The organism is Roseococcus sp. (genome assembly GCF_965227005.1).
GTDB lineage: Bacteria > Pseudomonadota > Alphaproteobacteria > Acetobacterales > Acetobacteraceae > Roseococcus.
Genome location: NZ_CBDDFJ010000017.1, coordinates 25,692 through 50,041 on the forward strand (window position 1 = coordinate 25,692; position 24,350 = coordinate 50,041).

Genomic DNA, 24,350 nt, shown 5'->3' on the forward strand with positions numbered 1-24,350 from the left:
AGTTTCGCCAACCGGCAAAATGGACTGGAGGAATTCACGATGAGCCCGCTACCGCGCTTCGAGACGATCGCCCTGGAAACGCCCGCGCCGCATGTGCTGGTGGCCCGGCTCAACCGCCCCGAGGTCGCGAATGCGCTGAACACGCAGATGGGCCGCGACCTCCTGGCGCTCTGGACCGGGCTGACCGCCGAGCCGGGCGACATCCGCTGCGTCGTCTTCACCGCCACGGGCGGGCGCGTCTTCTGCGCGGGCGGCGACCTCAAGGAGCGCAACGACATGACCGACGCGCAGTGGGTGGCGCAGCACGAGATCTTCGAGCGCGCCTTCCAGGCGCTGCTGGACTGTCCCATCCCCGTCATCGCCGCGGTGAACGGGCATGCCTATGCCGGCGGGCTGGAAATGGTGCTTTCCTCGGATTTCGCCTATGCGGCCGAGGGCATCCGCTTCGCTTTGACCGAGGTGACCATCGGCATCATGCCCGGCGCCGGCGGCACCCAGACCCTGCCGCGCGCCGTGGGCGAGCGCCGTGCCAAGGAGATCATCCTGACCGGCACGCCCTTCAACGCGCAGCAGGCGCTGGACTGGGGCATCGTCAACGCGCTCTATCCGGTGGAGGAACTGATGCCGGCGGCGCTCGCGACGGCCGAGCGCATCGCGGCCAATGCGCCGATCTCGGTGCGGCAGGCCAAACGCAGCATCCATTACGGCCTGCAGATGGACCTGCGCAGCGGGCTGCGCTTCGAGATCGAGGCCTATAACCGCATGGTCCCCACCGAGGACCGGATCGAGGGCATCCGCAGCTTCAACGAGAAGCGCAAGCCGGTGTTCAAGGGCCGTTAGGGCCGGGATAAATTCGGCCCGGCCGGTGCCGCAACGCCGGCCGGGACCCTATATGCACCCGGTCGGGTAGCAAGGAGTTTCGGATGTTCAAGGATGGCAAGCAGCGGATGGACGACTTCGCCGGCATGGCCGGCGGCGCCTTCTCGCTGCTGAGCGGGCTGCGCGCGGAAATGGAAGCCATGGCCAAGGCCCAGACCGAGGCCATCGTGCGGAAGCTCGAACTGGCGCGCGCCGAGGATGTCGAGGCGGCCATGGAGGTCGCGCGCCGGGCGCGGGCGCATGCGGATGCGCTGGAGATCCGCCTCGGCGTGCTGGAAGCCGAGGTCGCGTCGCTGAAGGGCGCCGAGCCCGCATCGGCAGAGCCGGCATCGCCCGAGTCAGCATCGCCGGAGCCTGGCGCGGATTGAGCGAGGCGGGAGGCGCGGCGCGCCTCCTGTTCCGGCCTCAGCGGCGGAACTTCAGATCCAGCCCCTGCTTGCGCCAGTTCGCCTCCATGCCGTCCATGTCCGTGCTGCCGGTCGGGTTCGCCCGGCGCGGCGCGAGCCGCAGGCTCGGCGCGCGCTGGCTGCGCCAGAGCTTCAGCAGCCGCTCCAGCTCGTCCAGCGGGGCGGCATGGTCGTCCACCCGCAGGTCGATATCGGGGAAATCCTCGATGGTGATGAGCTTCAGTGCCGCCGATTGCCGGCCGCGCTTGTCGCCCCCCACCGCCTCGCCGGCCTGCAGAGCATTGAGCATGCGCTCGGGCAGGGCCAGGTCCTGCCGCGCGATGTGGCTCGCCAACGTATCGGCCACGACCTCCTCGCCCGACAGCATGTTGCCCGCCACCGACCAGCCCGTCCCCGAGCGCGATCCGCACCATTCGACGCAATTGTCGCCCGTCCAGGCGGCGCTGCGCCCATGGCGGTCCACCGCATGGACCTGGCGCAGGTGCTTGCCGTCGTCGCCGACCAGCGCGCCTTCGATCGCCGCCAGGGGCGAAAGGCCGCGCGCCATCCCGTCCAGCACGGCGGGGCCCAGGTAGCGATTGGTGATCGATTGGGTGGAGACGGCGCCGATGCCGGCCCGCACATAGGGACAGGACGCGCCGACCGCCAGCGCGCAGGTGGTCACGGCCACGGCGAAGGTGCCCGTCTCGGGCTCGTGGGCTAACAGGGACCAGGTCAAGGCACGTCCTCCAGGGTGCGCCGGAATACGGCGCGAGTCGAAGCTACATTCCAAAGTTGCATCCGAGGGCATGTCCTCGCAAGGCGCGACCGCCCCCTTTGCAGGCCTCCGACGCTACATCGATCCCTGAATTCTTTGGAAAATCTTTCCGTCGGACCGATCCTGGGGGATCTTGCAGGCGGCCGCGGGAACATCCTGGCCTGCCTCGATTGCCGCCAGCGAGGAGCCGCAAGAAACTTGCATGCTCCACGGCGAAACGGCACATCGGAGGAAAGGCCGGGGCATATCCGGCCATGAGGGGAAGCAGGGATGATCCAGAACAAGGTGACGCGGCGCGTCCTGTTGGGGGCAGGCGCGGGCCTGCTCGCGGCGCCGGCGGTGGCGCAGAATCCCTGGCCCGACCGGCCCATCCGCCTGATCGTGCCCTTCGGCGCGGGCGGCGCCATCGACACGCTCAGCCGCACCGTCGCCGCGCGCTTCCCCGAGCACGCCAATGGCCAGAGCCTCGTGGTCGAGAACCGCCCCGGCGCGGGCGGCGCCATTGCCGGGGCCTTCACCGCGCAGCAGCGGCCCGATGGGCTGACCCTCATGATGGCCGATGTGGGCGCCAACTCCATCGCGAAGGAGATGAACCCCAACCTCAGCTACGACCCGATGACGGCCTTCTCGCCCATCATCCACCTGGTCAGCCTGCCCGGCGCGCTCATCGCCCATCCGGACGTGCCGCAGCGCACGGTCGCCGAGATCGTCGCGGCGGCGAAGGCCCGGCCGGATGCCTTCACCTTCTCCTCGGCGGGCAACGGCAATGGCAGCCATCTCTTCATGGAGCTCTTCCTGAAGCGGGCGGGGATCCGCATGGTCCATGTGCCCTATCGCTCGGGGGCGGAGATGGTGACGGCGCTGGTGCGCGGCGACGCCCAGTTCGGTTTCCCCACCGTCTCCTCGGCGCTGAACATGATCCGCGACGGGCGGGCGAGGGCGGTCGCGGTGAGCTGGCCGGGCGGCACGCCGCTGCTGCCGGGCATTCCCGCGCTGGAGCAGGACCTGCCGGGCTTCAACTGCGCCGTCTGGCACGGGGTCGTGGGGCCGGCAGGGATGGAGCGCGGCATGGTGCTGCGGATCAACGAGGTCTTCGGCAAGATCGCGGCCATGCCCGAGGTTGCCGAAGCGGTCTATCGCCAGCAGGCCGGGCGCATCGTCGGCGGCACGCCCGAGGACTTCGCGAGTTTCATCCGCCGCGACAACGAGACCTGGGCGCCCATCATCCGCGACAACAACATCCGCTCGGAGTAGCCGGCCGGATCATTCCGGGCTTCATTGGGGGCATGAACACCTCGACAACCATCCCCGTGACACCGCGCCCCGCCGCCGCCATCCTCTTGCTGCGCGATGCCGCCGCGGGCCTCGAGGTGCTGATGATCTGCCGCGCCAAGGCCATGAGCTTCGCCGGTGGCGCCATGGCTTTCCCCGGCGGGCGCATCGACGACGCCGATGCGCTGCTGGCCCCGCAGGGCGATCCGCTTGGCGCCTTCCGCATCGGCGCGATCCGCGAGGCCTGGGAGGAGACGGGCATGCTGCTCGCCCGCCCTACCGCCGTGGCGACCGACTCGGGGACCGAGTTCCACGCGCATCTGCGTGAGCAGGGCCTCACGCCTGACCATGCGGCGCTGACGCCCTTCGCCCATTGGATCACCCCCGAGCAGAGCCCCAAGCGCTTCGATACGCATTTCTTCCTCGCCGAGGCGCCGGAAGGGCAGGAGGCGCAGCATGACGGCAGCGAGACCGAGGAGGCCATCTGGCTGCGTCCCGACCAGGTGATCAAGGAGGCCGAGGCTGGGCTGCGCACCCTGGTCTTCCCCACGCGGCTCAACCTGCTTCGCCTGTCGCGGCATGCCACGGCAGCCGAGGCCATCGCGGCCGCGCGCGCCACTCCCGTCGTCACCGTGATGCCGCGGCCCGAGCCGGACGGGCAGGGCGGCACGAACCTGCGGATCCCGGAGGCGGCGGGCTATGGCGCTGCCCTCTGGCCGGCGAAGGACCGTCCCTCCTTTGGCGGCAGCTGGCCCGGACAGACTCCCCGATAGAGCCGCGACAGGCCTGGAACTTCCGGGCGCGGCTGCCCATGGTGAGAGGATGGACAACGCACCCCTCCCGCCCTCGATCGAGACCCTGATCCTCCCGCGCGCCCATGACGTGGGCGGCTTCGAGGTTCGCCGCGCCCTGCCGACGAAGGAGCGCCAGATGATCGGGCCCTTCATCTTCTTCGATCAGATGGGGCCCGGCGAATTCCTGACCGGCAAGGGCCTCGACGTCCGGCCCCATCCGCATATCGGCCTCTCCACCGTGACCTACCTCTTCGAGGGCGAGGTCTTTCATCGCGACACGCTGGGCAGCGCGCAGCCCATCCGGCCCGGCGCGCTGAACTGGATGACGGCCGGGCAGGGGATCGCCCATTCCGAGCGGACGGACCCCGTCCTGCGCAGCCATCCCAACACGCTCTACGGGATCCAGTCCTGGGCGGCGTTGCCCAAGGACCAGGAGGAGCGGCCGCCCGCCTTCACCCATTATCCGGCCGAGGCCCTGCCCATGCTGGAGGATGGCGGCGCGCGGCTGCGGCTGATCGCCGGCGAGGCCTGGGGGGTGCGGGCGCCGGTCGAGACCCACTGGCCGCTCTTCTATGCCGATCTGGAGTTGCAGCCCGGCGCCGCCTGGCCGCTACCGGACCTTCACGAAGAGCGCGGGGCCTATGTGGTCTCGGGGACCGTCGAGGTCGCGGGGCAGGAATTCGGGGCCGGGCGGATGCTCGTCTTCCGGGCCGGCGACGCGCTGGCGATCCGGGCGGTGGCGGATGGCAGCGGGCAGGGGGCGCGGCTGCTGCTGCTGGGCGGCGCGGTGATGGACGGGCCGCGGCATATCTTCTGGAACTTCGTCTCCTCCAGTCGCGAGCGGATCAATCAAGCGAAGGACGATTGGGAGGCGGGCCGGTTCGGCCGCGTTCCCGGTGACGACAAGGAATTTATCCCCTTGCCGCGAACCTAGGATTGTTATCTTTTTAGGTCAAGTAGCCTAGGATTAAAGATTTAGGAATTAAAGGCCCTGGCGCTTCGCCTCGCGCCAGGATTCCTCCATCTCCTCCAGCGTGGCATCCGCCGGCGTGCGGCCCTCGGTGGCCAGCGCGGCCTCGATGGCGCCGAAGCGGCGCTCGAACTTGCGGTTGGCCTGGTCCATGCAAAGCTCCGGATCCAGGTCCAGCTTCCGCGCCAGATTGGCCAGGACGAAGAGCAGGTCGCCGACCTCGTCGGCCAGCCGGGCGGGATCGGCCTGGGGCAGCTCGGCCCGCAGCTCGGCGGCTTCCTCGTCGAGCTTGTCGAGCACGGCGGAGGCATCCGGCCAGTCGAAGCCGACCCGCGCCGCGCGCTTCGTCAGCTTGGCGGCCCGGGTCAGGCCGGGCAGGCCGGCGGCGATCCCGGCCAGGACGCCGGTCTCGGCGCGGGCGGCGCGCTCGCTCTCTTTCTGTTCCTCCCAGATATCGACGGCCTTGGAGGCGTCGGCATCGCCGAAGACGTGAGGGTGGCGGCGGATCATCTTGGCCGCGCTGCCGGCCGCCACATCCTCGAAGCGGAACCAGCCGCGCTCCTCGGCCATGCGCGCGTGATAGACGACCTGGAGCAGGAGGTCGCCCAGCTCGTCCACCAGCATGGCCGGCTCCGGGCCGCGGCGAATGGCATCCGCGACCTCGTAGGACTCCTCGATCGTAAAGGGCGCGATCGTCGGGAAATCCTGGACGACGTCCCAGGGGCATCCCGTGTCCTTGTCGCGAAGCCGCGCCATGACCTTGAGGAGGGCGTCGAGCGAGGGGGCTTCGGTCACGGGCATCTCCGGTTTATCCACAGGCGGAATTACCGCATAAGATATATTATGGAAAATATTGAGCTGGGGGAAACTCTGTGGATCCCGTGGGTTGGCTCAAATCGGCACTTCCAGCGCGATTCCGTCGAAGCCCATCTCCACCCCCGCCGGCAGCCGCGCGGAGATGCTGGCATAGTCCATACGGTCGCCCTGATGCGTGAGGATCGTCCGGCGCGGACGCAGCTCGGCGACCCAGGCCAGGACCTGGTCGAGATTGGCGTGCACCGGATTTGTCCCCGAGGTCATGCAGCCGACGACCCAGGTGTCGAGGCCGCGCAGCTGCTCGAAGCTCTCGGGCGGGAAAGTCAGCACGTCCGTCGTATAGGCGAAGCCGCCGATCCGCAGGCCCAGCGAGCGCATGACCACGTGGTCCTGGTCGAAGAGCCGGATCTCCATGGGCCCGAGGCGGATCGTCTCGCCGGGCGCCGCGACCTGCGCCTCGAGCGCGGGACGGAAGAAGCCGCTGGTGGCCGGTCGGAAGACGTAGCTGAAGCGGTCCTGGAGCTCCTTGAGCGTCACTTCCGTGGCGTAGATGGGCAGGACGCGCCGCGTGGCGCGGTTCACCGCGCGCAGTTCGTCGATGCCGGCGATGTGATCGGCATGGGCATGGGTCACCAGCAGCGCGTCGAAACCCGCGATCCGGTTGTCCAGCAGCTGGGTCCGCAGGTCCGGGCCGCAATCCACCAGCAGCCGGGTGCCGTCCTCGGCCTCGATCAGCGCCGAAGTCCGCCCGCGGCGGTTGCGCGGCTCGGCCGGGTCGCATTCGCCCCAGTTGCCACAACCGTCGGTTCCCCCGACGGCCGGAACGCCCTGGGACGGTCCGGTGCCGAGCAGCGTGACGCGCAGTCTCATGCGGCTTTGGGGTACAAACGATGGAAGTTGGCGGTGGTGATCTCGCCGATCTCCGCCATGCCCACGCCGCGGCAGCCGGCCAGAACCTTGGCGGTATGCGCCGTATAGGCCGGCTCGCACCGCTTGCCGCGCAGCGGCACGGGCGCGAGATAGGGCGAATCCGTCTCCAGCAGCAGCCGGTCGGCCGGCAGTCGGGCCGCGACCTCGCGCAGCTCGGTCGACTTGGGGAAGGTCAGGATGCCCGAGAAGGAGATATAGCCACCCATCTCGACGGCGCGGTCGGCCAGCCAGGGCGAGGAGCTGAAGCAATGCAGGAGGAAGGGAAATGCGCCCCCTTCCCGCTCCTCGGCCAGGATCCGCGCGATGTCGGTATCGGCATCGCGCGCATGGATGGCCAGCGGCAGGCCGCTCGCCCGCGCAGCCCGGCAATGGCGGCGGAAGCCTTCCTGCTGCACCTCGCGCGGCGCCTTGTCGTAGAAATAGTCCAGGCCGCTCTCGCCCAGGCCGATCACGCGCGGATGCCGCGCCAGCGCCACCAGCTCCTCGACCGTGGGCATCTCGCCCTCGGCCGCGCGATGCGGATGCACGCCGACCGTGCCCCAGACCTGCGGGAAGCGATCGACGAGCCGGATCACTTCCGCGGCCTGCGGGATGGAGGTCCCGATGGTGACCATCCGCTCGACGCCGGCCTCGGCCGCGCGGGTCAGGATCTCCTCGACCTCGGTCTCGGAGAAGTAGTCCAGATGGCAGTGGCTATCGACGATCACGCGGCGATCTCGATCTTGCGGAACAGCGGCGAAGGCGGCGGCAGGTCGATGCCGTCGGGCAGCGGCGTCGCCAGGGCGGCGAGGTCGCGCGCGCCGGCGGGGACGCCGAGCTGGTTGAGCAGCGCGCCCATCGTGGTCGGCATGAAGGGCTGCAGCACGGTCGCATAGGCGCGCAGAGCGGTGTGGAGGTGGCGCAGCACCTCGGTCATCCGCGTCGGGTCCGTCTTCTTCAGGGCCCAGGGCGCCTGGACGGTGATATAGCCGTTCGCGCCGCGGACCTGGCGGAAGACCTCCTCCAGCGCGAGATGATATTCCTGCGCTTCCAGCAGCTTGCCGACCGATTCCACGATGGTATCGAGCGGCGCCAGCAGCGTCGTGTCCATGTCGCGCGCGGGCGGCAGCGTGGGCAGCTTGCCCTCGCAATTGCGCTGGATGAGCGAGAGCGTGCGATTGGCGAGGTTGCCCAGCACATCGGCCAGCTCGCCGTTCAGGCGGTGGCCCAGCGCGATGCGCGAGAAGTCGCCATCCTGGCCGAAGGGCACTTCGCGCATGAGGAAGTAGCGGATCGGATCGAGCCCGTATTCCTCCACCAGCTCCACCGGATCGATCACGTTGCCCAGCGACTTGCTGATCTTCTGGCCCTCATTTGTCCACCAGCCATGGGCGAAGACCCGTGCCGGCGGGAGGAGGCCGGCGGCCATGAGGAAGGCGGGCCAATAGATGGCGTGGAAGCGCAGGATGTCCTTGCCGACGAAATGCACATTGGCCGGCCAGAAGCGCCAATTTTCCGCCTTTTCATCGGGATAGCCCAGCGCGGTGATGTAGTTCGTCAGCGCGTCGAGCCAGACATACATCACATGCGCGTCGTCGCCCGGCACCGGCACGCCCCATTTGAAGGAGGTGCGCGAGATGGAGAGGTCCGAAAGGCCGGACTTCACGAAGCTGATGACCTCGTTGCGCCGGCTCTCGGGCGCGATGAAATCGGGATTGGCGTCGAAGAATTCCAGGAGCTTGTCGCCCCATTCGGAGAGCTTGAAGAAGTAGGAAGGCTCCCGCACCCAGGCCACCGGCGCGCCCGAGGGCGCGTATTTCACGCCGTCGCGCTCGACCAGCTCGTCCGGCCCGTAGAAGGCCTCGTCGCGGATGGCGTACCAGCCCTCATAGGCGCCCAGATAGATGTGGCCGCGCTCCTCCAGCCGCTTCCACAGCGCCTGGCAGGCTTCGTAATGCCGCTTCTCGGTCGTGCGGATGAAGGCGTCGTTGGAGAAGCCCATGGTGATCGTGAGGTCGCGGAAGGCCTGGCTAACGCGATCGGTGAAGGCCTGCGGCGCCTCCCCGGCGTCCAGTGCGGCCTTCTCGACCTTCTGGCCATGCTCATCGGTGCCGGTGAGGAAGAAGACCTCCCGGCCGGACAGCCGGTGCCAGCGGGCGAGCACGTCGGTCGCCAGGCTGGTATAGGCGTGGCCGATATGCGGCTTGTCGTTGACGTAATAGATGGGCGTGGTGAGGTAGATCGGCATGAGGCGACCTATGGGCCGGCTCTAGCGGCCTCGCAAGGTGTCCATCGCCACCAGGACGGCCTGACGGCGATCGAGCGACAGTCGTTCCGTGTCCTGGATCAGCTTGCGGACGGCCTCCGAAGCCTCGGCCCAGGCCGCCAGCGGCCGGGCGGCGAGCCAGTTGGGCGCGACCCCGCCGCGTGCCGCCTCGCGCAGGGCTTGGGAGAGATGGCGCTGCAACAGGTTGAAAAAGGCCGGAAAAGCCAGCGCCGCCTCCCGCCCGCCGATGCGATCGGCCAAAGCGAAGGCGCCCTCCGCGCCCGGCAGATTCGCCAGGGTCGCCTCGGCCAGCCTCGCCAGCTCGACCCCCTCGCCCGCCGCGAGCTCCAGCGCGCGGCCGGGCGAGCCCTCGGCCAGGACGGCCAGGGCGTCGCGCTCGCCGCGCGATTTTTCGGGCAGCCATTCGGCGAGCAGCCGGTCCATCTCCGGCCGCTCCAGCCCGACCAGGTCCAGCCGCCGGCAGCGGCTGCGGATCGTGGGCAGCAGACGGCCGGGCGCCGAGGTGATCAGCAGCAGCACCGTGCGCGGCGGCGGCTCCTCCAGCGTCTTCAGGATGGTATTGGCCGAAGCCGCTTCCATGGCCTCCACCTCGTCCATGACGACGACGCGCCAGCCGCCCTCGGCCGCGGTGAAGTTGAGGAAGGTCCGGGCGGCCCGGGCCTCCTCCACCTTGATGATGTGCCGCTTGCCCGGCTCCTGCTGGGGCTCCAACACCATCAGATCCGCATGGCTGCCGGCGGAGACGCGGCGGAGAATAGGATCGTCGTCCAACAGCTGGAGCGCCGGTGCGCCCTCGGGCTCCTGCGGCTGGCCCGCCAGGAGCCAGCGCGCGAAGCGATAGGCGAGCGTCGCCTTGCCGATCCCAGGTGGGCCGGTGAAGAGCCAGGCATGGGCCAGCCGGCCCGATCGCGCGGAGGCCGCGAGGTTCGCCGCGGCCTCCTGATGGCCGAAGAGCATCGGATTGGCGCGGGGCGGCGGGGGAATCACGGCAGGCCGAGCCTTTCGCGGCAGGCGGCGAGGATGGCGGCGCTCACCGCCGCCTTGGGCTGGGTGGCGTCGATGACCACGAAGCGCTTCGGCTCGGCGGCCGCCTGGGCCAGGAATGTCTGCCTGACGCGGGCGTGGAACTCCGGCCCCAGCGTCTCGTAGCGATTGGTCTCGCCCCGCGCATCGGCGCGGGCCAGCCCAGCCTCGACCGGAAGGTCCAGCAAAAGGGTCAGGTCCGGTGCCACATCGCCCAGCAGGGCGGTGCGCAACTGCGTCCAGACCTCGTGCGGCGCCCCCTGCCCGCCCACCTGATAGGCCAAGGTGCTGTCGAAGAAGCGATCGCAGACGACCCAGCTTCCGGCGGCGAGGCTCGGCCGGATGCTCCGGGCCCAGTGCTCGCGCCGGGCGGCGAAGTGCAGCGCCATCTCGGCCAGAGGATCCCAGGGGCGCGAGAGGAGCAGTCCCCGCACGGCCTCGGCGCCCGCCGAGCCGCCCGGCTCGCGTGTTCTTAGGATGGAATGCCCCAAGGATGCGAGATAGGAACTAAGAATTTTAACCTGGGTAGATTTCCCTGCCCCCTCGCCGCCCTCGAAGCTGACGAATTTGGGAATCAAGTCCCGCCGCCGATCATCCGCGAGATCACCGCGGGAATCCGCGCCACCACGCCGAGGCGATCCACGTCCGCCCCCGCGTAGAGCGGCAGGCTCATCGGCGGCACGCCCCGGCCCGACACCTCGATCCGGCCCAGCTCCTGGCCCTTCACCACCGGCGCGGGCACCGGCGCGTCGAAGCGCACCTTGGCCTGCAGCGATTCCCGCCAGCCGCGCGGCACGGTCGCCACCACCTCGCGCCCGCCCACCAGCGGCACGCTCGGACGGTCGCCGAGATAGACCGGCACCTGGTCGATCGTGTCCGCCGCGCGGAACAGCACGACATTGTCGAACTCGCGGAAGCCCCATTCGATCAGTCGCTCGGATTCCTCATAGCGTGCCCGCATGGTCGGCAGTCCGGCGACGACAAGGATCAGCCGCCGCTCGCCGCGCTTCACGCTGGCGGTGAGGCAATAGCCGGCCTCCTCGGTATGGCCGGTCTTCAGCCCATCCGCTCCGGCGACGCGGCCCAGCAGCGGATTGCGGTTCTCCTGGTTGATGTTGTTCCACCTGAAGCTGCGCTCGCCGTAGAGCCGGTAGGAATCCGGGTGGTCCAGGATCACCCGCCGCGCCAGGGTCGCGAGGTCGCGGGGGGTCATCCGGTGCTCGGGGTCGGGCCAGCCGGTGGCGTTGTGGAAGCTGCTGCCGGTCAGGCCAAGCTCGCGGCCCATGTTGTTCATGAGCTCGGTAAAGGCGCGTTCGGAGCCCGAGATGCCCTCGGCCAGCGCCACGCAGGCATCGTTGCCTGACTGGATGATGACGCCGCGCGACAGGTCGTCCACCGAGACGGTCGAGGCCCGCTCGAGGAACATGCGCGAGCCGCCCATGCGCCAGGCCGTGTCGCTCACCGGCAGCAGCTGGTCCAGCCGCAGGCGGCCGGCCTTGATGTGCTCGAAGACCACATACATGGTCATGAGCTTGGACATGGAGGCCGGAGGCATGCGCTCGTCCGCCTGCTTGTTCAGCAGGGTGGCGCCCGTCTCGAAGTCGATCAGCACCACGTTGCGGGCGATCGTGTCGACGGGGCCGATCGGCGAGGAGGCCGGCGGGGCGGTGGGCGCCGGAGGCGTGCGCGCCTGCGGGCGGGCCGCGGCGGCCCCGCGTGGCTGGGCGGCGGCGGTTTCGGCCAGTCCGAGGGAGGCGGAAGCCCCAATCAGGGCACGGCGAAGCATAAGGGAATCCCCCAAGTGAGCGGGCAGGCCCTGCCCATACGCCCCTGGCCTATTCCACCGCAAGCCGCAGCTCCGGCTGGCCGGCGGCAAGGGCGCGCGCCAGGGCGGCATCGGCCTCGGGGATGGTCGAATAAGGGCCGGAACGCACGCGCCATTGCTGCTGGCGCCCCGCCGGGCCGAAGGGCTCGGCCCGGCCGCCGATGCGCGCGGCCTGGGCCTGGGCGAGATCGCGCCGGAAGAATCGGCCTGCCTCCAGCCAGATCGAGCCGGCATAGGCGACCGGCCCCTGGATGACCTGCTCCGGCAGGCGCTCGGGCGTGGCGGCGACCACGGGGGCTTCCTCGGTGCGGGCGCGGGCGACGGTGAGCGGCCCGGCGGAGCCGCGGGCGCCGTCCGGGGGCGCCAGCCCTTCCCGCTCCACCCGGCCCATGGGCGCGGCCTGGATCGGCAGGATGTTCTGCCCGGCGAGGCCCTCGATGGCGGCGCGCGAGGCCTGTCCGTCCACGACGACGCGCGCCCGGAAGGGGCCGCGCGCGCCCAGCAGCTCGGCGGCGCGCGGCGTCACGCCGATGACGCGGCCGACCGCCTGCGGGCCGCGATCGTTCACGCGCAGCCGCAGCGAGCGGCCGTTTTCCAGATTGGTGACGGTGACGATGGCCGGCAGCTGGAGCGTCCGGTGGGCGGCGAGCATGCCGCGGGCGTCGCGCGGCTCGCCATTGGCGGTGAGGCCTGCCGACGAGCCGGGCAGGATCGCCGCGATGCCGGATTCGTCGAGGTCGAACGCCTCGCGGGGGTAGGACCATAACCCGCCCTGCCGATAGGGCTCGCCGAGATTGTAGCGCGGCTGAGGCACCACCCTCGGCGTCGGCGCGCAGCTGGCCAGCAGCAGCAGCGCCAGGACGGCGTGCTTCACGCCACCCGGTCGGACAGCAGCCCGACGGCCGTCGCATAGAAATTGGACGGGTTGTACCGCCGGATCTGCATGAAATTCTGGCCGACCATGAAGGCCTGGGTGTCGCCGCGCGACAGGCCCGGGATCACGATCGCCCAGTCGCCGGCACTGCCCGGCAGCCCGCCGCCGCTGGCGCGGCTCACGCCCATCCGGGCCCATTCCGCCATGGCGCGGGGCTGGCGGTGATCGGCCAGGGCTGTATCGAAGCCCTGGGGCGTCAGCACCTCGAAGCCCCAGATCTCGCCCTCGCGCCAGCCGGAGCCCGAGCGGCCGAGGTAATTGGCGATGGAGGCCAGGGCATCGGCCTTGTTGTCCCAGATGTCGCGGCGGCCGTCGCCATCGAAGTCCACGGCCAGGCGCTCGAAGCTGGTGGGCATGAACTGGGGGTTGCCCATGGCGCCGGCATAGCTGCCACGCATGCGCTCGAAGCTGACATGGCCGGCGTCGAGGATGCGCAGGGCGGCCATCAGCTCGGCCCGGAAGAAAGTGGCGCGCCGGCCCTCCCAGGCGAGGGTCGCCAGGGCCTCGATCACGTTGAAATTGCCGGTGAAGCTGCCGTAATTCGTCTCCATCCCCCAGATGGCGACGACCACGCGGGGCGAAACCCGGTAGCGGGCCTCGATGGCCTGCAGCAGCGTGCGGTTGTCGGCATAGGCGCGCCGGCCGGCGTCGATCCGGGTCTGGGAGAGGCGCGCGTCGCGATATTGCGGCCAGGTCTGGGTGAACTCGGCCTGCCGGCGGTCGAGTTCCAGCACGCGGTCATTGGGCTGCAGGTTGTTCAGCGCCCGGTTGAGGGTATTGGCGCTGACGCCGGCGCGGCGCGCCTCGCTGCGGACCCCGTCCAGGAAGGCAGGAAAGCTGCCCTGCCCGCGTGCGTTCCGTCCGAAGGCTGGGGTCGCTGCCAAACCCGTTGCAAAGGCCGGCAGGAAACGTCGCGTGAACATGCGGCCTTAAGTGGCACTTCCGGGCCGCGGCTGCAACGCGGATGCGCGGGGGCGCGCTGGCGCGGTCCGCCCGCCTCTGGTTTACTGGGGAAAATCTTGAGGAAGGAGGTCACGTCATGACCGATGTCACCGTCCAGTTTGCCCGCTATGCCGCTTCGATTCGCCACGAGGATCTGCCCCCCGAGGTCGAGACCCGCACGCGGTTCCTGATCCTGGATCTCTTCGGCAATATCGTCCGCGGCCGGCATGACGCCGAGAGCAGCGCGCCCCTGATGGCCGCCGCCCGCACCATGGGCCTGTCGCACGGCAACCACGCCGTGCTGGGCGAGGCGAGCCGCTGGTCGCCGATGGGCGCGGCCCTGCTGAACGGCGCCTTCGCCCATAGCCTCGATTTCGACGACACCCATGCCGCCGGAACGCTGCATCCGGGCTCGCCCGTGATCCCCGCCGCGCTGGCGGCAGCCGAACTGACCGGCGCCTCGGGCAAGGACGTGATCGCGGCCATCGTGGCGGGCTACGAGGTCACGAACCGCCTCGCCGTGGCCCTGCCCGGCGGCGATCATTACGACCGCGGCTATCACCCGACGGCCACCTGCGGCGTCTTCGGCGCGGCGGCGGCGGCAGGCCGGGTCATGGGGCTCTCGGCCGCTCAGATCGAGGATGCCTTCGGCATCGCGCTCAGCCAGTCGGCCGGCAGCCTGCAATTCCTGAAGAACGGCGCCTGGACCAAGCGGTTCCAGGTGGGCTGGGCCTCGATGGCCGGTCTTTCGGCCGCGCTGCTGGCGCGCGAGGGCTTCCGCGGCGCCGCCGAGGCCCTCGAGGGCAAGGCCGGCTTCCTGCGCGCCTATGCGCCGAACCCGGTGCCCGAGCGCGCGGTGCGCGGCCTGGGGACCGAGTTCGAGCTCATGGAGACGGCGGTGAAGCCCTATCCCTCCTGCCGCTACGGCCACGCGAATGTGGATGCCGCCCTCGCCTTGCGCGCCGAGCACGGCCTCAAGGCCGAAGAGATCGAATCGGTTACCATGGGTCTGCCCAACAAGGGCATGCTGCTGGTGGGCGCCCCCCTGCCCTATAAGCAGAACCCGCAGAACGTGGTGGACGGCCAGTTCAGCGGTCCCTTCGTGGTGGCCTGCGCCCTGGCGCATGGCCATTTCGGCTGGGACAGCTATCCGAAGATGAACGCGCCCGAGCTGCGCGCCCTCATGCCGAAGATCGAATGCGTCGAGGACCCCGAGGTCCAGGCCGAGTTCCCGGCCTATATGTCGGGCAAGCTGACCGTCCGCGCCCGCGGCCAGACCTTCACCAAGATGGTCGTGGTGCCCAAGGGCGAGCCGGCAAACTTCCTCACCGAGGACGAGCTGCGGGCGAAGTTCCATGGCTTGGCCGATGCCGTGCTCGGTGCGGCCCAGGCGACGCAGCTGGCCGATGCGGTGGTCGGGCTGGCCGGCGCGGGCGATGTGAACGGTCTGATGCGCCTGGGCGTGCCGCGCATGGAAACCCGACTGGCCGGCGAATAGCCGCGTGACCGATCGCGTCGCGGTGGTGACCGGTGCCGGCCGCGGCATCGGCCTCGCCACCGCGAAGCGCTTCCTGGCCGAGGGGTGGCGCGTGGCGCTGCTCGACATCGACCTGGACACCCTGACGCGCACGGTCGGCGATCTCGGGGGCGAGACGCTCGCCTTGCATTGCGACGTGGCCGATGCCGCCGAGGTCCGGGCGGCGATCGGCCGGGCCGCGGCGCATTTCGGTCGTCTCGACGCGCTGGTGAACAATGCGGGCACCGCCGTCTTCAAACCGATGCTCGAGACCACGCCCGAGGAATGGGCGCGTGTGATGGCGGTGAACCTCACCGGCCCCTTCCTCACCGTGCAGGCGGCCGCGCCGCTGATGGCGGAGACGGGCGGCGGCGCGGTGGTGAACGTCACCTCCATCTCCGGGCTGCGCGCCTCGACGCTGCGGGTGGCATATGGGACGAGCAAGGCCGCGCTGGCGCACCTCACCAAGCAGCAGGCGGTGGAGCTGGCCGGGCTCGGCATCCGGGTGAACGCGGTGGCGCCCGGCCCGGTGGACACGGCCATGGCCAAGGCGGTGCACACGCCCGAGATCCGCGCCGACTACCACGACGCCATCCCGCTCAACCGCTATGGGCTGGAGAGCGAGCTGGCCGAGGTGATCTATTTCCTCTGCAGCGAAGCCTCCAGCTACATCACGGGCCAGGTCCTGGCCGTGGATGGCGGGTTCGAGGCCTCGGGGATCGGGCTGCCGACGCTGCGGAATGCGCGACGCAACCTCTGAGGGGGGGCTTGCGCCCTCGCCCGCCTTTGGCGACATGCATGCTGCGAGGACAGGTGGTCGAGTGGTCTATGGCTCCGGTCTTGAAAACCGGCGTGGGGGTGACCCCACCGTGGGTTCGAATCCCACCCTGTCCGCCACTCCGTATGCCAGTCGCGTTCTCTCCGTTACCGGATGCGGCGCTGAGTGGCAGGTTTCCTGCCGTCTTCGGGTGAGACCTCTGAACCAGCTCGGCGCAACGGCGACCGAAAATCGCTCTCCGGCGGCGCTTTCTCTCCGGATCTCATGACTGCGGCGATTTAGTTCGGCGTCCAAAAAATGAGGTTAAAGGCCGGTTTCAGCGCGAACGGCGCCGCTGTGGTTCGAACCTCACTTGCGCGAAATCCGTACTTCGAGAGCGAAATGAGACATAGGCGCGCTTGTGCTAGGCTCAGGACTCATTGATCCAGAAGATGACGATGGCGGCGAGTGCGATGGCGGCCATGAAGGCGCGTGCGCATCGGTCGTAGCGGGTGTGGATGCGGCGCCAGTCCTTGATGCGGCCGAACATGTTTTCGATCTTGTGGCGACGCTTGTAGAGAGCGGCGTCGTGCGGGATCGGTACCTTGCGGTTTTCACGTGAGGGGATGCAGGCGATGGAGCCACGCGCGGCGAGCGCGTGGCGGAGCCAGTCGGCATCGTAGCCCCGATCGCCGAGCAGGACCGGGGCCGGAGGTATGGCGTCGAACATCAGGGCGGGGCCCTTGTAGTCGCTCATCTGGCCTTCAGTGAGCAGCATGACGCGGGGCCGGCCACGGTCGTGCAGATGGCATGCAGCTTGGAATTCAGGCCGCCCTTGGTTCTGCCGATACGTCGGGGAACAGCCCCTTTTTGAGCAGGCTGGCAGCCGTCCGATGCGCCTTGAGATGGGTGGCATCGATCATCAGCTGGTCGGCCTTGCCACCTTCGGCCGCAAGGCCTGCGAAGATGCGGTTGAACACACCCAGCCGGCTCCAGCGGATGAAACGGTTGTAGATGGTCTTGTGCGGGCCATAGGCCGCTGGCGCGTCGCGCCAGAAAGAATATCGAGGTCGCATTGGCAAATTTCTGCCTTCTGGAATGACAGCTCAGGTTCTCGCGCTGCGTCCTCAACATCTGTGTACCAAGCCTGAGGCGAGCCAGCCGCTCGCTCTCCAGGCGCAGTTCGGCGACCGCGTCGCCGCCGGCCGAGCAACAATTCTCGTCCGCGTCGCACCAGAGCGACATGCGCGCGAAGTCGTATACAACGCCCTTCCCAACTCTCCAGTTCGACCTCGCGCCAGCTGTCGCTCGAATGGCGGTAGAGCAATTCGGCATTGCCGCAGTTGCTGCCGGCGCGGAAGCCAACGGCGGCCAGGAGTAGGCTCTTGTCGTGATGAACAAATCGCGGCGCCTGCGCCTCTCGTTCTGAGCATCCACACCTTGGGGGCTTCGGTGATGGCGGGGGCGGACGGCGTGAGCACGCTAATCGGTGGGGGCTCTCGGCGGCCGGCTACCTCGACTTATGGCAAGCTGGTCATCATCAAAAGGCGTTTCGCGAGCGGCTACCCACAACGTCCCTGAAAGTTGCAGGACTATAAAGCGCGCCGAAAATATAAATATCGTGCAAATAAAATTAGGTTCTTCTAGAGAATTTCTGCAACCCGAAATGGGAAGCGGAGAAAAAATAATGACAAAATCTATTTCCGTTATCGGTCTAAGTTTTATAATAACCCTCTTCGCCATTTACTCGGCTTCAGCGCAACCGAACCGCCCTGCGTCCACCGCGTTCGGGACGGTTCTACAAAGATGTCAGGCAGACTGTTTAGATCGGACCGCCCAACATGGTCGCCAGCCTCCCGCCCAAGCGTGCCGAATCCGGTGCGGGGCCGTAGCTAACTTTACCCAGCAGCGAGGTGTGGTGAGCAGCCAGCAGCGCCGCGTAACGAGCAACCAGCAGCGTGTTGCAGCGAGCAGACGGCCCGCGGCAGTTCTGCCGCAGATGACGGCAGCGCCGAACGGCTATGGCGTTGTCTACGCAGCCCGCGCGCCGTCCAGCGGCTTCGGCATGGTCATTGGCAATTCCGATCGCCTTGCCGCTTATCGAATTGCCGAGCAACGCTGCGCCGCATCAGGAGCTGGATGCCGGATGATCGGAGAATTTACCTCAATGTGTGGGGCAATCGCCCAGGGCATTCAGCGGTCGCCCCATGCCCTCTTCATGACCTCTGATCCAAGCACCTTTACCGTTACCTCCACTAGCCAAGGTTCCGCCGCGAGCCGCTCGTCTGCCGAGCAGGATGCGATGGCGGAATGCGCTTCGGTTGACCGCCAGGGAACCTGCCGGATCGTTGCCGCGCAATGCGGCCCACTAGTGCTCTAAATCAGTCGCCAGAATGCCCGGTCGGAGACTCGCGCCGGGCCTTTCCATGGGCATGCAACCGTCGAGCTCGCCAAAAGCGGTGCCGACTTGCACCCATCTGGCCCTTTACCTACCGCGAAGGCGTTCCTGGCCAGTCCTGCGGCGCCCTACGGAGCAGGGAGTAGCCCAGCAGGCCGCAGAGGAAGGAGGCGCGGAAGATGTTGAGTTTTTGGTCGCATGGGCCTCGACCCGGGCGGAGCGGCGATCACCTCCCAATGGGCCGGGAGCTACCCAACCCGTATCATGGGCCATCGCGCACCAGCGAATGGCGGTCGATATGCCAACACCAAAGCGCGCCGCTGCGGCGCGGCGTGATGCGCCGCCCGTGACCGCAGCCACCGCACGTTCCCGCAGATCGACTGAAAGGGCCTTCGACATCTCTGTCGACCTCCTCGCCGACAGATAGTTTGAGTCAAATCTCCCCCGCGTCGGGGAAGACCCACGATTCATTCAGATCGAGGAGCGCTCTAGGCTCCTAACCCAATCAGTTCTGGCTGCGACGCGGCGGGCCATGATTCAAGCTCTGCATGAGGGGAGCGTGGATCATGGCGGGAGAGTTCTGGCTGACGGACCGGCAGTGGGCATCGATTGCGCCGCTGCTGCCGACGAACCAGCCTGGCGCGCATCACGTGGACGGTCGGCGTGTGATCAGCGGCATCGTGTCTGACGCCGGCAGCGTGAGGCACTGCACCCGAGACACGTCGGACGGGTCGATCTTTCCTCCAACGTGAACTTTCGCCCGAAGGAGGCCACGGCAGGGAACTATCCGGCAACCTGGCGCGTTCAAAAGGTCGATCTGCAAGTGGATCCCTAAAGGAGGAAGATAGATGATCAATTCACCTATTCGGCGGGCTGTGCTGACCGCGGCGGCATTGGCAATGCCCGCCTTCGCGCTTGCGCAAACCAGTGGCACTGCGACCCCCTCGGCGCCCGTGACCGCAACGCCGCCTACGACAACGGTCGTGACGCCAAGGGCAATGCCCGGCGCTCGCCGCGCTAGCACCATCATCGGTGCGAATATTATCAACGAAGAAAATCGCAACGTCGGAGAAGTGCACGATCTGATGGTCGACACTGGCGGAGGTGCGACGATTGCCGTGCTATCGGTCGGCGGATTTCTTGGGATGGGTGAGCGCTATATCGCTATCCCATTGAGCAATTTGCGTTGGAATGGCGAACGCGATCGGTGGATGCTTCCGGGCGCGACGGTCGATAGCCTCAAGGCGCGGCCGGCGTTCACTTACCCCGCACGCAATTGAACGAATGGCGGCGGCGGGTCGAGGATTGCGTTCGGCCATCCGCCGCCAGACCCGCTGGCTGCTGCCCGTCCGTGATCGCCTCCTCGAGTTCTGCGCAACCAGCCTTATGCCATCGGAAGGGTTGACGGTGAGCTCTTCCATCGCGATTTTCGCCGCCTGTCTGCGCCTCCCGGATGCGCGGCCTTACAGGTCACCACGCCACGGCGTCTGCGCTCTCCACAGATTGATCATCCCCGCATGCATCTCCGCAATCGCCTCGCCGTTCGGGCGCCACAGCGCCGCGGGCATTCCCGATCCGCAGCATAAGCTCGGACGCCCGCAGGTTGGCGGCAAGACGGTCCGATTCCATCAGCCGATTACAATCGCGCCGTTCTCTTGCTTCGTCTCTCGGATCGAGTTGGTCCTGATTAATGAGAACCCTCCTCCATGCACATGCCTCAACCTGGTCGGGGATCACGGCGCTAGATGGCGTCTGAGCGGACTGGCTTCCCGCGGCTGCGGCAAGTAGGCGCGCGACCATGCGTTGCGCGTCGTATTCGCCCCTGAAGGCGCCGGCATAAGCTCGCAGGAAAGTTTGTCGACCGGTTTCGCATCGGCGTCTTGTGTCGATGTTTCCTGCGCTGCACGAGCGCAGATGACGATCTGCTTCATTCTGCGGGCGCACTGCCCGCTCCGTCTGTGCCGTGCCATGCGACGAGCAGGCGATTGCCAGACCTGCCGCGGCAAGCGTCACTTTTCCGAGGCGCAACCATGGGGGAAATTTTCTTACTGGCGGGGCGGCGATCATTTGGGTGATTTATTTCATGATTTAGAATGCGATCGTGGGAGTACCATAGCTGCTTCCAACGATTTGATGAGATAGAATCTATTGATTCGATCCGGTTTCGCAACTGATGGACCGGGGCATCTAGATCGTTCCCCTGCTCGCCCTCGATAAACGCCGCTTATCTCGTCGCCGCAGCGAGCCGAGTTCCAAAGGCATCACCCTGCGCCACCCAACAGACTGGAAACGGCTGCATCAGCGCCGCCAACGAAAGCCCGTCCTGCTGCCGGCCCTCCAAAATCGCCTCGATGACGACCGGTGCCAGCAGCGTGAGCCGCAGCACCCGTGAGACGTAGGACGGGCTGATACCCTCTTTGGCCGCCAGATCCTCAAGCGAGTTGTAGCGCCCCTCGCGCAGCAGCCTCCTCCACCGAAACGCCCGCGCCAACGCCTTAGCCAACGTCATTTCCATCCGGGCCGGGACATGCAGAACTCCGCCGGCAGGCGCCACCACCAGCTTGCGCCCTCCCTGCTTTCGATGAGCCAGTGGCACGCGGACGGTGAGCATCTGCTCCGAAGCGATCATGCCGCGGCCCTTGTTGCCGATGGCCGGAGATCGCGTGCCAGCGTTGCAAGGCCATCCACGCGCATCCGCACATCTGCACCATCGGCGCCGATATCGACCCGAGCCACCATCAGCTGAACGATGCGCGCCTGCTCGGCTGGAAATAGCTGCTCCCAGAGCGGCTCCAACTGCTCCAGCGCCCCCCTCACCTCTTCCTCCGAGATCTCTCGCTGGGCGCTATGAGCGGCCTGCCACGTTCCGAGCATCACTTCCGGTTGCCGCAGTAAGCCTCGAACCTGCGCAACAACGGCACCCTCAATCTCCTTGGCCGATATGCGAGCCACAGCCGGCCCGTCCGCGGCGCTGCCCTTCAGCACGGACTGGCTAACGTAGTACCGGTATTGCTGGCCCCTGCGCCCGCGTGTGTGCGTGGGCGACATGGCGCGGCCGTCGCTGCCGAAGATCAGCCCGCGCAGCAGCGCCGGCGTCTGATTGCGCGTGCGGTTGGCCCGGACCCGCGGGCTCACGGTAAGGACAGCATGGGCCGCGTCCCACATGAACTGCGGCACGATCGCCGCGTGCTCGCCCGGGTGCGACTTCCCCTTGTGCATGGCCTCGCCGAGGTAGGTCCGGTTGCTCAGCACGCGGTAGACGTCGCTCTTCGTGAAGGCGCGGCCGCGCTTGGTGAGGCTGCCCTCGGCCCGCAGCGCCGCCACCAGTTTTGTCCCCGACCCGATCTCGACGAAGCCTGTGAAGATGCGCCGCACCAGCTCGGCCTCGGGCTCGTTCACGAGCAGCTTGCGGTCCCGCGCGTCGTAGCCGAGCGGCACGAAGCCGCCCATCCAGATCCCCCTCGCCCGCGACGCCGCCACCTTGTCCCGGATCCGCTCGCCGATCACCTCGCGCTCGAACTGCGCGAACGACAGCAGGATGTTCAGCGTGAGCCGCCCCATGCTGGTGGTCGTGTTGAAGGACTGCGTCACGGACACGAAGGTCACGCTGTTCGCGTCGAACACCTCCACCAGCTTGGCGAAGTCCATCAGCGCGCGCGACAGCCGGTCGATCTTGTAGACCACCACCACGTCGACCAGGCCGCGCTCAATGTCGGCCAGCAGGCGCCGCAGCGCCGGCCGTTCCAGCGTGCCACCAGACACGCCCCCATCGTCGTAGCGGTCGGGTACCAGCACCCAGCCCTCCGACCGCTGGCTGGCGACGTAAGCCTCGCAGCTCTCGCGCTGGGCGTCGAGCGAGTTGAACTCCATGTCGAGCCCCTCCTCGCTCGACTTCCGCGTGTACACGGCGGCGCGGATCTTCCTCACCGTGGCCGGCATGGCGGCGTCGGCGGCTGGCTTGCGCTTCATGCCGAACCCCTCCGATTCTTCAGGCCAAAGAACAGCCAGCCATTCCAGCGCGTGCCGGTGATGGCGCGGGCGATGGAGGACAGCGACTGGTAGGGGCGACCTTGATACTCGTAGCCGTCGTGCAGCACCGTCACGCTGTGCTCGACGCCATGGTAATCGCGGATCAGCCGCGTCCCGGTAATCGGCTTGTCGTCGCCGCGGATGCGCCGCAGGACGGGGTTGCCACCATCGAGTTGTTCACCCAGCGCTTCGAGGCGCTGGATCGTCTCGGGCTTCAGGCCGCCATAGGCCAGCTCCTGAATCCGATAGGCCAGGCGGCTTTCCAGGTAGCGCCGATTGTAGGGCGGTGGCTCGGTGGCGAAAAGCTCCCGCCACTGCTGCTTCAGGTCGGGCGTGGAGGAGGTCTTAAGGGCCGCCAGCCGGCCCAGCACATCGGCCGGGGGGGATGGCGGCGATCATCGGTCCGGCGACAGGCTTGGCTTTGATTTTCGTGGCGCGGTTCATGCGGCTCTCCGAGTTGCGAGGTTCGCATGACCGCTCTGGTCGGCCAGGAAGTGTAGCGAACTCTCCCCGGCGGTCGCCAACAAACAGACGGAGGCTTTATCTGTGAGGCGCCGAAGCCGCAGCAGTCCCAAGCATAGGATTGAGCATACCTCCCGAAGGTGAGGCGGCAGTTGGGGATTTGGTTCTTCGCTGCGCATAGAACTAGCATCGCGATCGCCACCCAGGAGCAACAGGCCTAAATCGCAATCAGCGAATTCGAGCGAAAACAAAGGAACAGGCTAGTGAGTAGTTGTGATAAGTTCGCTGGGTCTGACTGCCGAATCGGGGGATCGGCAGTGTGGGGGTTTCGAGATGACGCTAGCCGACTTCCTGCGCAGTTTCAGTTCCGAGGAACTCGCAGAGTATTTCCAGAAGCGCGGAATTGACCTTGGCGAGCACATGGTTTGGTCCGAGGGGAGCGGGCGGCGTGTCAGTGTCTCCCCGTCCATGTTGGATAAGCTCGGGCCCGGCGTAGTCCAGCGCGTACTTCAAGATGCCGAACGTGTGGGCCACATGGCGGACGACGCTGGGCAGGCTGCCATCGATGCCGTCGCCCCTTATGCCGAAGAATCAGCCCGGTCGCACAGAAGCAGCCACGCCCGTTGTCTGTGGTTTCTGCTGCATCGCCCGACGCTGTTCGAGCGTTGTGAGGAGGTTCGCTTCACGGATGACCGACGTCTCGGTCACCAGTGGGATTCCTTCATAACCGATAAAGGCATTGAGATCCTTCGAACGGCCAAGGTAGTTGAGGGACTGCGCAAGGCGATTGCCGATCACTTTGACAGCAAGCGCACCATGGTCGAGATCTGTGACCGGACGCGGCTCGAAGATGAGAGCACCAAGAGGCTCATCCAGATCGCCATATACCGCGAGGGCCGGGCAGAGCTACGCCGTCAGTTCACGGGGGACCAGCTAGAACATGTTCCAACGAAACCGGTGGTTGCAGCCTCTCTTACTTATGAGCCGGACATTGGCGTGATAGAGGTTGTTGCCAGGACGAAGGTGCACCGGCTCAGCTGGCGCATATGGTATCTCAACACCTTCTTCAGCAGCCGCTATCCGGCGAACGCGTCCAGCTAAGAAGATTCAATCTCGATATCCTACGTCGACGGTTTCCATTCCCGACAGACCCGTCGGACGGGATCGAACACGTTCAACTCAAGTCGCTCCGTTTGATCCCGTTCGATGCGCCAGGAGATAGAATCACGCTCGAATGTATGAGAGGAACCAAGCGCGATCTATGGCAGCTCGCTGCTGATCAGTTCGGCGAAAACGACCCGCTCCGGCGAGGCCATCGGATTACGAGAGCCTCGTTCAACGTGCACTTCAATCTCAATGGGCCGCATGGCAAG

At 67.4% G+C, this 24,350-nt stretch carries 23 protein-coding genes, 1 tRNA gene and 2 pseudogenes; 11 read left to right on the forward strand and 15 right to left on the reverse strand.

The genetic code is table 11. The annotated features are described in order from the left end of the window. Nucleotides 1–39: 39 nt before the first annotated feature. Nucleotides 40–840, forward strand: coding sequence for an enoyl-CoA hydratase/isomerase family protein (locus tag ACO057_RS06640; RefSeq protein ID WP_421989880.1), 801 nt, complete (start codon nt 40–42; stop codon nt 838–840). 83 nt (nt 841–923) lie between these two features. Further along, entirely contained in the window at nt 924–1,247 is a 324-nt protein-coding gene (locus ACO057_RS06645) for an accessory factor UbiK family protein (RefSeq protein ID WP_421989882.1), read from the forward strand. 37 nt (nt 1,248–1,284) lie between these two features. On the opposite strand, the gene ACO057_RS06650 is transcribed toward ACO057_RS06645, so the two are convergent. Continuing rightward, nucleotides 1,285–2,004, reverse strand: a complete 720-nt coding sequence (locus ACO057_RS06650) for a DUF1028 domain-containing protein (RefSeq protein WP_421989884.1) — start codon at nt 2,002–2,004, stop codon at nt 1,285–1,287. 309 nt (nt 2,005–2,313) lie between these two features. Here ACO057_RS06650 and ACO057_RS06655 point away from each other — a divergent pair, with 309 nt between their 5' ends. From ACO057_RS06655 to ACO057_RS06665, 3 genes are read left to right on the forward strand one after another with little or no spacing between them, the layout of a single operon-like run. Then, nucleotides 2,314–3,297 carry a Bug family tripartite tricarboxylate transporter substrate binding protein gene (locus tag ACO057_RS06655; RefSeq protein WP_421989886.1) on the forward strand — a complete coding sequence of 328 codons (984 nt, stop codon included), beginning with the start codon at nt 2,314–2,316 and terminating at the stop codon, nt 3,295–3,297. 32 nt (nt 3,298–3,329) lie between these two features. Then, complete coding sequence (locus ACO057_RS06660) at nt 3,330–4,088, forward strand: NUDIX hydrolase (RefSeq protein WP_421989888.1); 759 nt, start codon at nt 3,330–3,332, stop codon at nt 4,086–4,088. Nucleotides 4,089–4,137: 49 nt separating this feature from the next. Further along, nucleotides 4,138–5,043, forward strand: a complete 906-nt coding sequence (locus tag ACO057_RS06665) for a pirin family protein (RefSeq protein WP_421989890.1) — start codon at nt 4,138–4,140, stop codon at nt 5,041–5,043. 48 nt (nt 5,044–5,091) lie between these two features. Here ACO057_RS06665 and mazG read toward each other — a convergent pair whose 3' ends face one another. The 9 genes from mazG to ACO057_RS06710 all read right to left on the reverse strand — a co-directional run bounded on the left by mazG (nt 5,092) and on the right by ACO057_RS06710 (nt 13,796). Next, nucleotides 5,092–5,880, reverse strand: a complete 789-nt coding sequence (gene mazG, locus ACO057_RS06670) for a nucleoside triphosphate pyrophosphohydrolase (protein ID WP_421989892.1) — start codon at nt 5,878–5,880, stop codon at nt 5,092–5,094. 90 nt (nt 5,881–5,970) lie between these two features. Next, entirely contained in the window at nt 5,971–6,765 is a 795-nt protein-coding gene (locus ACO057_RS06675; protein ID WP_421989894.1) for an MBL fold metallo-hydrolase, read from the reverse strand. Continuing rightward, on the reverse strand, nt 6,762–7,532 hold the full coding sequence (locus ACO057_RS06680; RefSeq protein ID WP_421989897.1) for a TatD family hydrolase: 771 nt from the start codon (nt 7,530–7,532) through the stop codon (nt 6,762–6,764). The genes ACO057_RS06675 and ACO057_RS06680 overlap by 4 nt, the downstream gene beginning before the upstream one ends. Beyond that, a complete protein-coding gene (gene metG / locus ACO057_RS06685; RefSeq protein ID WP_421989899.1) occupies nt 7,529–9,052 on the reverse strand; it encodes a methionine--tRNA ligase in 1,524 nt (507 codons plus the stop codon). The genes ACO057_RS06680 and metG overlap by 4 nt, the downstream gene beginning before the upstream one ends. Nucleotides 9,053–9,073: 21 nt before the next feature. Next, complete coding sequence (locus tag ACO057_RS06690) at nt 9,074–10,078, reverse strand: DNA polymerase III subunit delta' (protein ID WP_421989901.1); 1,005 nt, start codon at nt 10,076–10,078, stop codon at nt 9,074–9,076. Continuing rightward, nucleotides 10,075–10,692, reverse strand: a complete 618-nt coding sequence (gene tmk, locus ACO057_RS06695; RefSeq protein WP_421989903.1) for a dTMP kinase — start codon at nt 10,690–10,692, stop codon at nt 10,075–10,077. The genes ACO057_RS06690 and tmk overlap by 4 nt, the downstream gene beginning before the upstream one ends. Next, on the reverse strand, nt 10,689–11,900 hold the full coding sequence (locus ACO057_RS06700) for a D-alanyl-D-alanine carboxypeptidase family protein (protein ID WP_421989905.1): 1,212 nt from the start codon (nt 11,898–11,900) through the stop codon (nt 10,689–10,691). The genes tmk and ACO057_RS06700 overlap by 4 nt, the downstream gene beginning before the upstream one ends. 49 nt (nt 11,901–11,949) lie before the next feature. Further along, on the reverse strand, nt 11,950–12,813 hold the full coding sequence (locus ACO057_RS06705) for a septal ring lytic transglycosylase RlpA family protein (RefSeq protein WP_421989907.1): 864 nt from the start codon (nt 12,811–12,813) through the stop codon (nt 11,950–11,952). Further along, nucleotides 12,810–13,796 carry a lytic murein transglycosylase gene (locus ACO057_RS06710; protein WP_421989909.1) on the reverse strand — a complete coding sequence of 329 codons (987 nt, stop codon included), beginning with the start codon at nt 13,794–13,796 and terminating at the stop codon, nt 12,810–12,812. Before ACO057_RS06710 ends, ACO057_RS06705 begins: the two co-directional genes overlap by 4 nt. A gap of 116 nt (nt 13,797–13,912) precedes the next feature. Here ACO057_RS06710 and ACO057_RS06715 point away from each other — a divergent pair, with 116 nt between their 5' ends. From ACO057_RS06715 to ACO057_RS06725, 3 genes are all read left to right on the forward strand, one after another. Then, nucleotides 13,913–15,313, forward strand: a complete 1,401-nt coding sequence (locus ACO057_RS06715; RefSeq protein WP_421989911.1) for an MmgE/PrpD family protein — start codon at nt 13,913–13,915, stop codon at nt 15,311–15,313. A gap of 4 nt (nt 15,314–15,317) precedes the next feature. Then, entirely contained in the window at nt 15,318–16,091 is a 774-nt protein-coding gene (locus tag ACO057_RS06720; protein WP_421989913.1) for an SDR family NAD(P)-dependent oxidoreductase, read from the forward strand. 47 nt (nt 16,092–16,138) lie between these two features. Continuing rightward, nucleotides 16,139–16,228, forward strand: a tRNA-Ser gene (locus ACO057_RS06725). A gap of 290 nt (nt 16,229–16,518) precedes the next feature. Here ACO057_RS06725 and ACO057_RS06730 read toward each other — a convergent pair. Beyond that, nucleotides 16,519–17,143 (reverse strand): annotated as a pseudogene (locus ACO057_RS06730) (IS5 family transposase); the annotation flags it as partial. Between the two features lie 863 nt (nt 17,144–18,006). Here ACO057_RS06730 and ACO057_RS06735 point away from each other — a divergent pair. After that, on the forward strand, nt 18,007–18,468 hold the full coding sequence (locus tag ACO057_RS06735) for a DUF4189 domain-containing protein (RefSeq protein ID WP_421989915.1): 462 nt from the start codon (nt 18,007–18,009) through the stop codon (nt 18,466–18,468). A gap of 213 nt (nt 18,469–18,681) precedes the next feature. Here ACO057_RS06735 and ACO057_RS06740 read toward each other — a convergent pair. Beyond that, nucleotides 18,682–18,885, reverse strand: a pseudogene (locus tag ACO057_RS06740) (IS630 family transposase); the annotation flags it as partial. Nucleotides 18,886–19,334: 449 nt separating this feature from the next. Here ACO057_RS06740 and ACO057_RS06745 point away from each other — a divergent pair. Further along, nucleotides 19,335–19,766, forward strand: coding sequence for a PRC-barrel domain-containing protein (locus tag ACO057_RS06745; protein ID WP_421989917.1), 432 nt, complete (start codon nt 19,335–19,337; stop codon nt 19,764–19,766). A gap of 944 nt (nt 19,767–20,710) precedes the next feature. On the opposite strand, the gene ACO057_RS06750 is transcribed toward ACO057_RS06745, so the two are convergent. The 3 genes from ACO057_RS06750 to ACO057_RS06760 are packed head-to-tail and all read right to left on the reverse strand — an operon-like array spanning nt 20,711 to nt 22,886. Continuing rightward, the gene (locus ACO057_RS06750) at nt 20,711–21,115 is read right to left on the reverse strand and encodes a hypothetical protein (protein ID WP_421989919.1); all 405 of its coding nucleotides are present in this window, start codon (nt 21,113–21,115) and stop codon (nt 20,711–20,713) included. Beyond that, entirely contained in the window at nt 21,112–22,455 is a 1,344-nt protein-coding gene (locus ACO057_RS06755) for a recombinase family protein (protein ID WP_421989921.1), read from the reverse strand. Before ACO057_RS06755 ends, ACO057_RS06750 begins: the two co-directional genes overlap by 4 nt. Next, complete coding sequence (locus tag ACO057_RS06760; RefSeq protein WP_421989923.1) at nt 22,452–22,886, reverse strand: DUF2924 domain-containing protein; 435 nt, start codon at nt 22,884–22,886, stop codon at nt 22,452–22,454. The genes ACO057_RS06755 and ACO057_RS06760 overlap by 4 nt, the downstream gene beginning before the upstream one ends. A gap of 424 nt (nt 22,887–23,310) precedes the next feature. Between ACO057_RS06760 and ACO057_RS06765 the strand changes: the two genes are divergently transcribed. After that, nucleotides 23,311–24,078, forward strand: a complete 768-nt coding sequence (locus ACO057_RS06765) for a hypothetical protein (protein WP_421989925.1) — start codon at nt 23,311–23,313, stop codon at nt 24,076–24,078. Nucleotides 24,079–24,350: the final 272 nt, after the last annotated feature.